Raw genomic sequence first — 13,857 nt, 5'->3', positions numbered from 1 at the left:
TCAATCCCCTTGTACCGTTTCCGAAAATGAATGCGGCAGGTCTTCACCTGCCGCCATTTCCGAAAAATTACAGCGTTTGAGCCGATTCGGATGTAGGAAAGGTCGGCGCGATTAAGGGGAAATTAAACCCTTTTCAACGCTTGCGCAGAATCACGCTGCCGATCGAATAGCCCGCACCGAACGAGCTCAACACTGCCAGCGAACCGGCAGCCAGATCGTCCTGATATTTGTGGAAAGCAATGACCGAACCTGCGGAGCTGGTGTTGGCGTAGGTGTCGAGAATCACCGGCGCTTCTTCCTCGGTGGCTTCACGACCCAGCAGTTTGCGCACGATCAGGTGGTTCATGCTCAGGTTGGCCTGGTGCAGCCAGAAGCGCTTCACGTCGCCGACGTTGAGCTGGTTCTCTTGCAGATGTTCACCAATCAGCTCGGCGACCATCGGGCAGACATCCTTGAACACCTTGCGGCCTTCCTGCACGAACAGCTTGTCGCGAGCACCAACGCCCTCTTCCGCTGCGCGGTTGAGGAAGCCGAAGTTGTTGCGGATGTTGTTGGAGAACTTGGTCAGTAGCTTGGTGCTGACCACGTCGAACTGGTGCTTGGACGTCGCGGTGTCAGCACGCTCGATGATCACCGCAGTCGCGGCGTCGCCGAAGATGAAGTGGCTGTCGCGGTCGCGGAAGTTCAGGTGCCCGGTGCAGACTTCCGGGTTGACCATCAGGATCGCCCGAGCCTGGCCCAGCTGCACGCTGTTGGCGGCGGCCTGAATGCCGAAAGTCGCCGAGGAGCAGGCCACGTTCATGTCGAAACCGAAGCCCTGAATGCCCAGAGCTTCCTGGACTTCGATGGCGATGGCCGGGTAAGCACGTTGCAGGTTGGAGCAGGCAACGATCACGCCGTCGATATCAGCGGCGGTTTTGCCGGCGCGTTGCAGGGCTTGTTCGGCAGCGCCGATGGCCATCTGGCAGAGCACCGACCATTCGTCGTTGGAACGCTCCGGCAGGCGTGGTGCCATGCGTTGTGGATCGAGGATGCCGTCCTTGTCCATGACAAAGCGGCTCTTGATGCCCGAGGCTTTTTCGATGAACGCGGCGCTGGATTCGGTCAGGGCCTGGACTTCGCCGCTGGCAATGGCTTGGGCGTTGTCGGCGTTGAACTGGGCGACGTAGGCGTTGAAAGACTGCACCAGCTCTTCGTTGGAGATGCTGTTGGCCGGGGTGTACAGGCCGGTGCCGCTGATGACGACGTTATGCATGGTCGTTTCTCTAATCTGTTCAGGCAGAAAGTGCTGGAACCGTCGTACCAACACACAAAGGGTCTATTCCCATCCGGGGGACGCAAACCTGGCATCGCTTTATCCCGTCTCGCACCACGGCCGAAGGCTCTGGGTCGCGAAACCGGTGTTTATGGTCGCGAAGTTTGCCATAAACGTGGACTTTTGGCGCCTTTCTCAAGATCAACACGGATGATCGTTCCCACGCAGGAGCGTGGGAACGATCAACGTTACAGTTCGACCTGGGTCCACTGCTTGTTCAGGCGTTTATCGGAGATCGGGACTTTGGTGCCCAACTGCTGAGCGAACAGCGACACCCGGTATTCCTCCAGCCACCAGCGGTACAGCTCAAGTTGCGGGTCGCGTTTGCCTTCCTGGGCATGTTTCGCCGCGCGAGTCTGGTATTGCGCCCAGAGGCCGGCGAGCTCACCGCTCCAGACGCGATCCTTCTGCACCTGCGCACCAAGTTTTTCGAAACGCTGCTCGACCGCCTTCAGGTAACGCGGCAACTCTTTGAGCCACTGCATCGGCGTCTCGCGGACAAAACCCGGATACACCAGATTGTTGATTTGCTGCTTGATGTCATTCAGCGCCACAGCCTGGGCCAGATCAATCTTGCCCTTGAAGCGTTTTTGCAGACCGTGCCACAGTTTGAGAATCTCCAGGGTCAACCGGGCCACGCGTTCGGCATGCTCGGTCCAGTTGCCACGTTTGCGCTCGGCCAATGCCGCCAACCCGGCGCCATCACGGGGCAACGGGTCTTCACCTTCGAGAATGCAGCTATCGAGACTGGCCAGCAAAATGTCTTCGACCAGCGCATCAACCCGGCCCAGCTCGCGATAGAGCAAGCCCAATTCAGTCTGCCCCGGCAACTTGCCGCGCAGGAATTTGGCCGGCTCTGCCAGTTGCTGCATCAACAACCGCTGCAAGGCGCGACGATGCTGGAACTCGGCCTCTGCCGGTGTCGAGAAGCGCCCTTCCTTGACCGTGCCGCCCTCTTCAACCAGCGCCGGATACACCGTCATCGACAGCCCGGCGATCTTCTGTTGAGTCTTTTCTGCCACTGGCGCGAAGACTTTCGCCTCCACCGGTTGCTGACTTTTCGCACTCTGCGGCACCGCCAGCGCAGCCTGACTGGCTTCGGCAAACCGCGCCGTCAGTTCGGCCAGATCTCGACCTTCACCGAGGAATTTGCCTTGGCCATCGACGATTTCCAGGTTCATCCGCAGATGCCCTTCAACCCCTTGCTCAGCTTCTGCCCATGCCTCATCGCTGACCCGCGCGCCGGTCATGCGCAGCAATTCGCGACCCAGCGCCTGCGGCAACGAACCGTCGCCGAAAGTCATGCGCTGCAACGCGGCTTTGATGAAGTCCGGCACCGGTACGAAGTTCTTGCGCAAGGCCTTCGGCAGGTTGCGCACAAGAGCGATGCACTTGGCCTCGATCAGCCCCGGTACCAGCCATTCCAGGCGCTCCGGCGGCAGCATCGGCAACAGCGGCGCCGGCACGCGCAAGGTCACACCGTCACGCGGGTGATTGGGTTCGAAGTGGTAGGTCAGTGCCAGTTCCAGATCGCCGATGTGCAGCGTGTCCGGGTAATCGCGCGCAGTGACTTCACTGGCCTCGCGGGCCAGCACGTCTTCTTCGCGCATGATCAGCAGTTGCGGGTTCTTCTGGCTGTTGATGCGGTACCAGCTGTCGAAGGTCGCGGTCTGGTGAATCTCCGCCGGCAGCCGCGCATCGTAGAACGCGTACAAGGTTTCTTCGTCGGCGAGAATGTCGCGACGACGGGCCTTGGCTTCCAGTTCGTCGAGCTGTTCGAGCAGTTGCTGGTTGGCGGTCAGGCATTTGGCTTTCGACTGAATCTCGCCGCGCACCAGGCCTTCGCGGATAAACAATTCGCGAGAAACCACCGGGTCCACCGGGCCGTAATGCACCGGTCGGCGGCCGACCACGATCAGCCCGAACAAGGTGATCTGTTCGAACGCCACGACCTGGCCGCGCTTCTTCTCCCAGTGCGGTTCGAAATGGTTTTTCTTGATCAGATGTCCGGCCAGCGGCTCGATCCAGTCGGCGTCGATCTTGGCGACCATGCGCGCGTAAAGCTTGGTGGTTTCCACCAGTTCGGCGGTCATCAGCCATTGCGGACGCTTCTTGCCAATGCCCGACGACGGATGAATCCAGAAACGCCGCTGACGTGCGCCGAGATAATCGCCGTCCTCGGTTTTCTGACCGATCTGGCTGAGCAGGCCGACCAATACCGCTTTGTGCAGTTTCGGGTAATCCGCCGGCTCTTTATTCAGGCTCAACTGCATGTCGCGGCAGATCAGGCTCAACTGCCGATGGGAGTCGCGCCACTCGCGCAGCCGCAGATAATTGAGGAAGTTCTTCCGGCACCAGTTGCGCAACGGGCTCGCGGTCAGCGCCTGGCGCTGCTCTTCAAAACCCCGCCACAGATTGACCAGACCGGCGAAATCCGAATCGACATCTTTCCACTGCGCGTGGGCCTGATCGGCCGCTTGCTGACGCTCCGGTGGACGCTCGCGCGGGTCCTGAATCGACATGGCACTGGCGACGATCAATACTTCCTGCAGGCTGCCGAGCTTGGCCGCTTCGAGCAACATGCGGCCCATGCGCGGATCGACCGGCAAGCGCGCAAGTTGGCGACCGAGCGGGGTCAACTGACTGTTGCGATCCACCGCCGAGAGTTCTTGCAGCAGGTTGAAACCGTCACTGATCGCCTTGCCATCCGGCGGCTCGATGAACGGGAATGCAGTGATCTCGCCGAGGCGCAGATGCAGCATTTGCAGGATTACGGCGGCGAGGTTGGTGCGCAGAATCTCCGGATCGGTAAATTCCGGGCGCCCGTTAAAATCTTCTTCGCTGTACAACCGAATGCAAATGCCCGGCTCGACCCGACCGCAACGGCCTTTACGCTGGTTGGCGCTGGCCTGGGAAATCGCCTCGATCGGCAGACGCTGGACCTTGGCGCGATAGCTGTAACGGCTGATGCGCGCGGTGCCGCTGTCGATCACGTAACGGATGCCCGGCACGGTCAGCGAAGTCTCGGCAACGTTGGTCGCCAGCACCACACGACGCCCCGGGTGCGACTGGAAAATCCGCTGCTGCTCGGCCGGCGACAGACGCGCGTACAACGGCAGGATTTCAGTGTGTTTGATTTGCGCCTTGCGCAGCATGTCAGCGGCGTCGCGAATCTCACGCTCGCCGGGCAGGAACACCAGCACGTCACCGGGACTGCGGCGTTCGCTGCGCTCATAGGCGGCGATTTCGTCGAGGGTGGCGAGGATCGCCTGATCCACTGTCAGGTCATCCTCGACGCGGTTGCCCTCTTCGTCCTGCTCCAGCGTCAGCGGGCGATACCAGGTGTCCACCGGGAAGGTGCGACCCGACACCTCAACAATCGGTGCGTCATCGAAATGCTTGGAAAAGCGCTCAAGATCGATGGTCGCCGAGGTGATGATGACTTTCAGATCCGGGCGACGCGGCAGCAGGGTTTTCAGGTAACCAAGCAGGAAGTCGATGTTGAGGCTGCGTTCGTGGGCTTCGTCGACGATGATCGTGTCGTAGCGTTCGAGGTAGCGATCATTCTGGGTTTCCGCGAGCAGGATGCCGTCGGTCATCAGCTTGATCAGGGTATTGGAATCGCTTTGATCCTCGAAACGCACCTGATAACCGACCAGCGAACCGAGCGGCGTGCCGAGCTCTTCGGCGACCCGGCTGGCGACGCTGCGTGCGGCGATTCGGCGCGGCTGGGTGTGGCCGATCAGACCGTGCTGGCCGCGACCGATTTCCAGACAGATCTTCGGTAACTGGGTGGTTTTACCCGAGCCGGTTTCGCCGGCGATGATCAGCACCTGGTGTTTTTCCAGCGCCTTTTTGATTTCGTCGCGCTTGGCGGCGATCGGCAAACTGTCGTCGTAACGAATCACCGGCAGGCTGGCCTTGCGCGCCAGCACCTGATCACAGGACGCCTGCATGCGCGTCACCCACTGAGCCAGTTTGGCCTCGTCAGGTTTCTTGCGCAGCTCAAGCAACTGCCGCCGCAGCCGGTGACGGTCGGCGAGCATGGCGTGATCAAGGTTCTTCAGCAGTTTGTCGATGGAGGGCGATTCGTCGGTCATCGGGTAGGCAATTCGGTCGTCTATTTATGCAGGGGGCGGATTGTCGCAGATTTGGGGGATTTGTGGCGTGTCAGGGGGATTGCTGCCCTCACCCTAGCCCTCTCCCAGAGGGAGAGGGGACCGACCGAATCAACTTTGCCAGCTTCGCCGACCTGAACGTGCATTACTGAATCCATAATCGCCAAGCCCTTTCAGGTAGGCGTTCGACTTGAGACACCTCGGCAGGCCCCCTCTCGCTCTGGGAGAGGGGACCGATTGGGGGATGCTGAAGATGTTCAGCGACTTGAAACTGCTTTACCGAATCCATAATCGCCAACATCTTTCAGGTCGGCGTTTGACTTGAGACACCTCGGTCGGCCCCCTCTCTCTATGGGCGGTCCGACGTTTCGGGAGGGCTGGGGTGAGGGTGTTTTTTTTAAAAGAGCTACTCGTTATCGAGACCTTTACGCCGATACGGGAAAACATCAATGACTTTCCCGGCCCGAATCGCCTCCTGCAAACTCTTCCAGTAATCAGCGTTATACAACTCGCCATGCAACTGATCGAACAACTTGCGCTGCCCCGAATCGGCAAACAAAAACGGCGGAAATTCCTCGGGAAACACGTCCAGCGGCCCAATCGAATACCACGGCTCGGAGGCCATTTCGTCCTCGGGCGTGCGCGGCGCAGGGATGTGGCGGAAGTTGGCCTCAGTCAGAAAGCAGATTTCGTCGTAGTCATAAAACACCACCCGCCCATGCCGAGTGACGCCGAAGTTCTTCAACAGCATGTCACCGGGAAAGATGTTCGCCGCCGCCAGTTGCTTGATCGCCAGGCCGTAATCCTCCAGCGCTTCACGCACCTGCGCCTCGTTGGCGTTTTCCAGATAAAGGTTGAGCGGGGTCATCCGCCGTTCGGTCCAGCAGTGCCGGATCAGCACCGTGTCGCCTTCTACCGACACCGTTGATGGCGCCACGTCCAGCAGTTCTTCAAGACACGCCGGATCGAATTTACTCAGTGGAAAGCGAAAATCGGCGAACTCCTGGGTATCGGCCATGCGCCCGACCCGGTCGACGCTTTTCACCAGTCGATACTTCTCGATCACCGTGGCGCGATCGACGTTTTTCGACGGCGAGAAACGGTCCTTGATGATTTTGAAAACGGTGTTGAAACCCGGCAGGGTGAACACGCTCATGACCATGCCGCGCACGCCCGGCGCCATTATGAACTGGTCATCGGTGTTGGCCAGATGATTGATCAGCGCGCGGTAGAACTCGGACTTGCCGTGCTTGTAGAAACCGATCGAGGTGTACAGCTCGGCGATGTGCTTGCCCGGCAGGATCCGCCGCAGGAAACCGATGAACTCCGCTGGCACCGGCACGTCGACCATGAAGTACGAACGGGTGAACGAAAAAATGATCGACACATCGGCTTCGTCAGTGATCAGCGCATCGATCTGGATCCCGCGCCCTTCCCGGTGCAGCAGCGGAATCACCAGCGGCCATTGCTCGTCGCGGGTATAGATGCGGCCAACCAGGTAGGCACCCTTGTTGCGGTACAGCACCGAGGAAAACAGCTCGACGCTCAGCTCCGGATCCTTGCACACCCAGTCCGGCAAGTTCTCGCGCAGTTGCGCTTCGAGGCGGCGCAGGTCGCCCGGCAGATCGGCGTAGTCCTCGCTGAAACGGTAGTCGGCAAAAATGCTCGCGAGCATCCCCGACAACTGGCCTTGCGGTTTGTAGGTGCGGGTTTGCGCGGCGCGGGCACGGCGCAGGCTCGGGCGGGTGGTATGGATGAACATGCAGCCGTCGCTGATCAGGTCGTGGCTGAACAGTCCGCAGAAAATCGAGTTGTACCATGTCTCGGACAGCTCATCGTCGAAGCGCAGGTCGATGACGCTGATGTAGGCGCTTTTCACCAGCGGCCAGCAACTGACATTCATCAGCGTTTCGTCGTCGAAGTATTCGCGCAGACGGGCGATGGTTTCGCTGACCTTTTCTTCGTAGAGATTGATCCGCGCCGCCGACGCCGTTTGCGTCTCCTGCCAGCGCGCCTGCTCGAAGCGCTCCCGGGCGCCGTCGGTGATCCGTCGGAAATGCTCGCGGTAATCGTCAAAGCCATCGAGGATCATGCGGGCGATGTCGGTGGCTGGCCATTGCTGCGGCATAGATAAGACCTCGGCGTGCGTGGGGAAATCTGTGCCTGAGCTTAGCCACGCAAGCGTGTGCGCGTGAAGTGCAATTTCTGCCAAAACCGCGTCAGGGTTGTACGGCGACACAGTTTTTAGCAAAGTTTTTTTAATCGACCGTTCGGTCAGTTAATCACCTTGACGGTCCTTCTTGCCGCCCTGCCCGAGCCCGCGAATTCTATGGGCTTCGGATCCAATACCTGACAAACGCGTCTAGTCCGTGGCTTTGCTGCGGCAGCACAGAGTGCCAGCGACGACTCCAGATTGGTCTTACCAAAATAGTGGCACTTTGATATACAGCCCGCCATTACCCGCCTCATAACAAGATCCTCGCTCACGAGGACGACCTCCCCTCAAAGATCAAGGAGCACACCGATGTCTATCCGGAATCTGCGCATAGGTTTGCGCGCCAGTTTGAGTTTTGCCATTTTGGCCGTTCTGCTGGTGGTGGTTGGCCTGTTCGGGCTCGGCCAGATGAAAACCCTGCGCGAAAGTGCAGCGGTAATCGAAGAATCGTGGATGCCGAGCATCGAGAGTATCCATGACGCGGCGGCGAACATCGCCAGCATCCGTCTCGAATCCCTGCGTCTGATCACCAACAGCCAACCCGCGGTGCGCGACAGAAGCAAAGGCATCCTCAAGGCGCAGCGTGAGGAGTTGCTCAAGCGCCTCAACGATCACAAAGCCTTGATTGCCAGTGATCAGGAACAGGCGATGCTCGACGGCCTGAACGTGGCCACGGGCAAATACCTCAGCATTCTCGATCAGATCATCAGCCAGATCGAAACCGGTCAGAACGAACAGGCTGCCAATCGCTTGAGCAATGAACTGGCACCGCAGGGCACTGTGCTCGACAAGACGCTGGAGCAGATGATCACCCTCAATCAACAAGGGGCCGACGCCGCCGCCGATGCCGCCGCTGCCATGTATCAACGGGCATTGTGGATCGTGGCGACGATCATCGTGGTCGCTCTGATTGCCACCCTGCTGTTGGCCTGGCAACTGACGCGCAGCATCACCACCCCGATCAATCAGGCGCTGAATGTGGCACGGCGCATTGCTGCCGGTGATCTCAGCGGCCAGATCGTCAGCACCGGTAAGGATGAGGCGTCGCAGTTGCTCGACGCCTTGGCCGAGATGCAGGGCAATCTGCGCTCGACCATTCGCGGTATCAGCGAATCGGCGCAGCAATTGGCATCCGCTGCCGAGGAAATGAGTTCGGTGATGGAGCAAAGCACTCGCGGCCTGCAACAGCAGAATGATCAGATCGAACAAGCCGCCACGGCGGTCACCGAGATGAGCACAGCAGTGGATGAAGTTGCAGCCAACGCCGTGTCCAGCGCCGAAGCATCTGCCGCGTCCAACGAAGACAGCAAGCACGGCCATGTGCAGGTCAGCGAAACCATCAGTTCGATTCAGGAGCTGGTCGATGCGGTACTCGGTGCTTCCGCACAAGCCGAGGGCCTGGCCACGCAGGCGCAGGACATCAGCAAAGTGCTGGAGGTGATTCGCGGGATCGCCGGGCAGACCAATCTGCTGGCGCTCAATGCGGCGATCGAAGCGGCCCGCGCCGGTGAGGCCGGGCGCGGTTTTGCCGTGGTCGCCGACGAAGTGCGCTCGCTGGCACAACGCACGCAGAATTCCACGGAAGAAATCGAGCTGATGATCAGCAGCATCCAGCAAGGCACCGGTGCAACCGTTGGCGCTTTGCAGAGCAGTGCCGAGCAGGCCGGCCAGACCTTGCGCCGCGCCAACAGCGCCGGTCAGGCGCTGGAGAAAATCACCGCGTCGATCTCGCAGATCAACCAACGCAACCTGGTGATCGCCAGCGCGGCCGAGCAACAGGCTTTGGTCGCTCGCGAGGTCGATCAGAATCTGGTGACCATCCGTGATCTCTCGACCCAGACCGCCGCTGGCGCCACTCAGACCTCGGCTGCAAGCCAGGAACTGTCGCGTCTGGCCGTCGACCTGAACGGGCTGGTGACACGCTTTGTGATCTGAGCGGAGAGTTGAATGCCCGAATAGCGGTTGCCTTCGTCAGGGCGCTCGGCAACACTCTCGTCCCGATCAAGGAAGGAGACCCGCCGTGAGCCCTGTCGATATTTTCCGTATGTTGTCGCTGGCGGCCATCTGGGGCGCAAGTTTTCTGTTCATGCGCATTATTGCGCCGGTGATCGGCACGGTCCCGACCGGTTTCTTTCGCGTATCGATTGCAGCCGTTGGCCTGTTGGTGATCCTCGGGCTGATGCGCGTGCGCTGGGATTTCAAAGGCAAACTGAAAACCGTGATGCTGCTGGGCGTCATCAACTCGGGGATTCCGGCGACGCTGTATTCGGTCGCGGCCCAGGTGTTGCCGGCCGGTTATTCGGCGATCTTCAACGCCACCACGCCGCTGATGGGCGTGCTGATTGGCGGGTTGTTTTTCAGTGAAAAACTCACTGCTGCCAAACTGGGTGGGGTGTTCCTCGGCCTGTTTGGCGTTGGCGTACTGACCCGCGCAGGCCCCGTGGCGTTCGATCTGCAATTATTGATGGGCGCCCTCGCCTGCCTGCTGGCGACCACCTGTTATGGTTTTGCCGGTTTCCTCGCGCGGCGCTGGCTGGATCAGGCCGGCGGGCTGGACAGTCGTCTGTCGGCGCTGGGCAGCATGCTTGGTGCGACGTTGTTCCTGTTGCCGCTGTTCGGCTATAGCGTGATCACCGCGCCGCCGGTCAGTTGGGGTGGCTGGAATGTCTGGCTGTCGCTGTTGGGCCTGGGTCTGGGCTGCACGGCGTTTGCCTACATCATTTACTTCCGCCTGCTCAGCTCGATCGGTCCGGTGAAGTCGATGACCGTGACCTTCATGATTCCGCCGTTCGGGGTGTTGTGGGGGGCGTTGTTGCTGGATGAGCCGTTATCGATGGCGCACATTTATGGCGGGGTATTGATTGCGCTGGCGTTGTGGCTGGTGTTGAAGCCGGCGGTGGTGAAACCGGCTGAGGTGCCGGCCCGATAAATTTGTGCTGTTGCCAAAAAGGCTATCGCGAGCAGGCTCATTCCTACAGTTGGAATGCGTTCCCCTGCAGGAGTGAGCCTGCTCGCGATCGGCGGCCTAAAAGCCGCCACCTGACGATCTGTTACCTCCTTTCACGAAACACAAATGCCAGGCCGACCACAATCAACAGCATCCCCAGCACGCTCAACGCCGCCAGGCGATTGCCGAAAATCAGATAGTCCATCACTGCCGTCACCGCCGGCACCAGGTAGAACAGACTGGTGACATTCACCAGATTGCCCTGCGCGATCAGCCGATACAGCAACAACGTCGCCAGCACCGAGACCACCAGCCCCATCCACAACACCGGCACGATAAAACCGGTGCTGTGTTCAAAGTGGAACGGCTGAAACGGCACGAAAATCCCGCACAACAACAGCCCGGCCAGATACTGCACTGGCAGTGTGCCGAGGGGATTTTCGGTGATGCGCTTCTGCATGATCGAGCCCAGCGTCATGCTCGCCAGCGCCAGCAGACCAAACAGCATCCCCGCCCAGGACATCCCGGCCAGACCGATGCCTTGGTAAACCACCATGATCAGCCCCGCCAACCCCAAGCCAAGACCGAACATCCGGCTCGCGGAGCGCTGCCGCTCCATCAAGACCACGGTGAGAATCGGCTGTACGCCCATGATGGTCGCCATCATCCCCGGGGTGACTTTGGTGTTGAGCGCCAGCAGATAGAAAATCTGATAAGCCCCCAATAACACCACGCCGGTGGCGATCGCAAACAGCATCGGCCGTCCACCCTTGGGCAACTTCAGTTTGAGCAGCGGCGCCAACAGCAGAAGCCCACACAGGGCAATCACAAAGCGAATCAGCAGAAAGGCAAACGGTGAAGCATGGGCCAGGCCCCATTTGGAGAAGATCGCCCCGCTGCTCCACAGCAGAACGAACAGGCTCGTGGACGCGGCCGCGAGCGCGGACTTTTTCGAAAGGACAAACATGAATACCACCTGTAGTCAGGCAAGAAGCCAACTCAGCCGAAGCTGAAATTCAGTAGGTTTTTCTGGCGGGCGACAGGACTCAGCAGAAAGTGCTGATCAGCCCGAAACGCCAACGCCCGGCGGTGATACGACTGCGCACACCGGCGTGCTACTGACAGGTGGAGGGTAATGACTGATCTGCTTGGGCTGCTGATTCCCGCACGGCACGACGCCAGCGTTGACCGCTGAATCGACTACCGCGTTGATGAGGGATGCAGGCATTTGGGCAGATCTTTTTTGAAGGGGTTGGAGCGAGAGCCTTACGGCTCACGAGCGCCGACTATAACCAGCGTGGGACATGGATTGCAATGATTTGGACAAAGGGCCAGTAGCGACGGATGCATGAGAGCTGAATAGGCTGTTGAGCAACGGCTACACCTATCGATGGGGAGACATGGAATGCTCGAAATCATATGCCAAGGGAACGGAGTTATCTGCGCTATCAGTTGTATCGGTCAGAGGCGAGAAAGGCGGCTAGTATCACCACCAAGAAAATGCTTTTTCATGAGGGAGCAGACTTTTCGAAAGTACGCTTCGAAGCCATCGATGCTCAGGCAATGAGTGCTTTTGAGCTTTGGGATAACCCGCATTTTTCCTGGGGAGATGTCGTCACCTGGAAGGCCCGAGAACCCTTGTCTCTGGATGTCGCGATCTGGTTTGAACAAGAGCTCTGCGGGCTGTGTTTTGTCATTCCAAACAATAGCCGTCAGCGGATTCGAATCGTGCGGCTAGAGGGAAGGCCAAGGGAAGCGCATCCACTTAAAAACCGTATCGCGGCGTTGGCGATGCTGGCCATTGACGAATTTGCCCAAATTATTGGCAGCAGATTGATTGAAGTTCAGGAGCCCATGCAAGGAGCCATTCCGAAATATAGACAGCTCGGCTTCACATTTGATTTGGATGGCCGGCTTGTGCTCGCAGTGGAGGGTAAAGTATTGTGAAAACTGTTCAATTAATGATCAGCGAGGGCAAAAAAATGCGTAAGGTTGTTAAACGACCCCCCTCGAAAAAGGGATCACGCAAAGCCGATGAAAAGCTGGGGGATTTAGTGTTATCCACCAACCAGCAACGATTTCTGCAAGTTCTTGTCGATGGCATTGACGTAGATGAACCCAACGTTCTCGCTGGACGGCGCTGATTCGCAGGCAATAAAAAACCGCTCACAAGGAGCGGTTTTTTTTTACAACATCCAGCCTCAACCAAACAGCCAATACCCCAACAACGTCAACACCAACACCGCCAGCACCGGCCGCATCACGCGGTAGGCCTTCGGATGACGGCGTTTCCACTGTTTAACCACGCCGCTGAACTTGTCGCTGAAGTTCTTGCTCCAGGCGTAGGCCTGGTTGATCCCACCGACGCGTTCGTCATCAAGGTTCTGCGGTGCGGTGGCACGGCCAAGCCAGGCGCTGATCGCGCGGTTGATGCGAGTCATGAGGCGGTTGCTCAGCGGACGCTCGACGTCGCAGAACAGGATGACGCGGGTTTGGTCGGTTTCATTCTTGACCCAGTGCACGTAAGTCTCGTCGAACATCACGTCTTCACCGTCGCGCCAGGCGTATACCTGACCGTCGACAAAGATCCGGCAATCGTCGGAGTTCGGCGTCGACAAGCCGAGGTGATAACGCAGGGAACCGGCGAACGGATCACGGTGCGGATTGAGGTGGCTGCCACCCGGCAACAACGCGAACATCGCGCCTTTGACGTTGGGAATCGCACTGACCAGCGCCACGGTTTTCGGGCACAGGGTTTCGGCGGAAGGCAATGGCTTGTCGTACCACTTGAGGTAGAAACGCTTCCAGCCCTTCTTGAAGAACGAGCCGAAACCGGCGTCGTTGTTCTTTTCCGCCGCACGAATATAGCCCTCGTCGAACAAATGCATGGCTTCGTCGCGAATGGTTTCCCAATTGTCGCGCAGCACGTCCAGTTCCGGAAATTTGCTGCGATCCAGGTACGGCTTGGACGGCACGCCGGAGAACAGGTACATCAAAGCGTTGTACGGGGCGAACAGCGCCGAGTGGTTGACGAACTGGCGCAGAACCGGCAAACGCGCCTTGCCGCGCAAATGCACATAGAGGATGCTGCCCACAAACAGCAGCAACACCAACACCTTGGCGGCTAACGAAAAGGTCATCAACGACTCCTTGAATAAAGACAACGCTGCGCAATGCCCTTTTACCCGGCATGGCAGCCGGCCATGATAAACACTACCGGCGCCGGGCAAAACCCGCCTTACACAAGATTCAGTGTTAAGAA

Annotated in this window: 10 protein-coding genes; 4 read left to right on the top strand and 6 right to left on the bottom strand. The window is 59.0% G+C overall.

Annotated features, from left to right (window positions below):
• Nucleotides 1-133: 133 nt before the first annotated feature.
• The 3 genes from RMV17_RS07290 to aceK form a co-directional block, all read right to left on the bottom strand.
• A complete protein-coding gene (locus tag RMV17_RS07290) occupies nucleotides 134-1,255 on the bottom strand; it encodes a beta-ketoacyl-ACP synthase III (RefSeq protein ID WP_034153197.1) in 1,122 nt (373 codons plus the stop codon).
• Between the two features lie 248 nt (nucleotides 1,256-1,503).
• Nucleotides 1,504-5,415 carry an ATP-dependent RNA helicase HrpA gene (gene hrpA, locus RMV17_RS07285; RefSeq protein ID WP_311886131.1) on the bottom strand — a complete coding sequence of 1,304 codons (3,912 nt, stop codon included), beginning with the start codon at nucleotides 5,413-5,415 and terminating at the stop codon, nucleotides 1,504-1,506.
• A gap of 424 nt (nucleotides 5,416-5,839) precedes the next feature.
• The gene (gene aceK, locus RMV17_RS07280; protein ID WP_311886130.1) at nucleotides 5,840-7,561 is read right to left on the bottom strand and encodes a bifunctional isocitrate dehydrogenase kinase/phosphatase; all 1,722 of its coding nucleotides are present in this window, start codon (nucleotides 7,559-7,561) and stop codon (nucleotides 5,840-5,842) included.
• Nucleotides 7,562-7,957: 396 nt separating this feature from the next.
• Between aceK and RMV17_RS07275 the strand changes: the two genes are divergently transcribed.
• Complete coding sequence (locus RMV17_RS07275; protein ID WP_311886129.1) at nucleotides 7,958-9,583, top strand: methyl-accepting chemotaxis protein; 1,626 nt, start codon at nucleotides 7,958-7,960, stop codon at nucleotides 9,581-9,583.
• An 85-nt stretch (nucleotides 9,584-9,668) separates the two neighbouring features.
• Entirely contained in the window at nucleotides 9,669-10,577 is a 909-nt protein-coding gene (locus RMV17_RS07270; protein WP_311886128.1) for a DMT family transporter, read from the top strand.
• 121 nt (nucleotides 10,578-10,698) lie between these two features.
• On the opposite strand, the gene RMV17_RS07265 is transcribed toward RMV17_RS07270, so the two are convergent.
• Complete coding sequence (locus RMV17_RS07265) at nucleotides 10,699-11,562, bottom strand: DMT family transporter (protein ID WP_034153192.1); 864 nt, start codon at nucleotides 11,560-11,562, stop codon at nucleotides 10,699-10,701.
• Between the two features lie 96 nt (nucleotides 11,563-11,658).
• Entirely contained in the window at nucleotides 11,659-11,823 is a 165-nt protein-coding gene (locus RMV17_RS07260) for a hypothetical protein (protein WP_162835961.1), read from the bottom strand.
• A gap of 191 nt (nucleotides 11,824-12,014) precedes the next feature.
• On the opposite strand from RMV17_RS07260, the gene RMV17_RS07255 reads away from it, so the two are divergent.
• Together RMV17_RS07255 and RMV17_RS07250 are read left to right on the top strand one after the other, a co-directional pair.
• On the top strand, nucleotides 12,015-12,542 hold the full coding sequence (locus RMV17_RS07255; protein WP_311886127.1) for a hypothetical protein: 528 nt from the start codon (nucleotides 12,015-12,017) through the stop codon (nucleotides 12,540-12,542).
• Nucleotides 12,539-12,739: a hypothetical protein gene (locus RMV17_RS07250; protein WP_311886126.1), complete on the top strand. Its 201-nt coding sequence runs from the start codon at nucleotides 12,539-12,541 to the stop codon at nucleotides 12,737-12,739. Before RMV17_RS07255 ends, RMV17_RS07250 begins: the two co-directional genes overlap by 4 nt.
• A 57-nt stretch (nucleotides 12,740-12,796) precedes the next feature.
• Here the strand turns inward: RMV17_RS07250 and RMV17_RS07245 are convergent, their stop codons facing one another.
• On the bottom strand, nucleotides 12,797-13,735 hold the full coding sequence (locus RMV17_RS07245) for an aspartyl/asparaginyl beta-hydroxylase domain-containing protein (RefSeq protein ID WP_311886125.1): 939 nt from the start codon (nucleotides 13,733-13,735) through the stop codon (nucleotides 12,797-12,799).
• Nucleotides 13,736-13,857 lie beyond the last annotated feature (122 nt).

It is taken from the genome of Pseudomonas sp. VD-NE ins, from assembly GCF_031882575.1.
Taxonomy (GTDB): domain Bacteria; phylum Pseudomonadota; class Gammaproteobacteria; order Pseudomonadales; family Pseudomonadaceae; genus Aquipseudomonas; species Aquipseudomonas fluorescens_BZ.
This window is presented reverse-complemented; position numbering and strand designations above follow the sequence as displayed.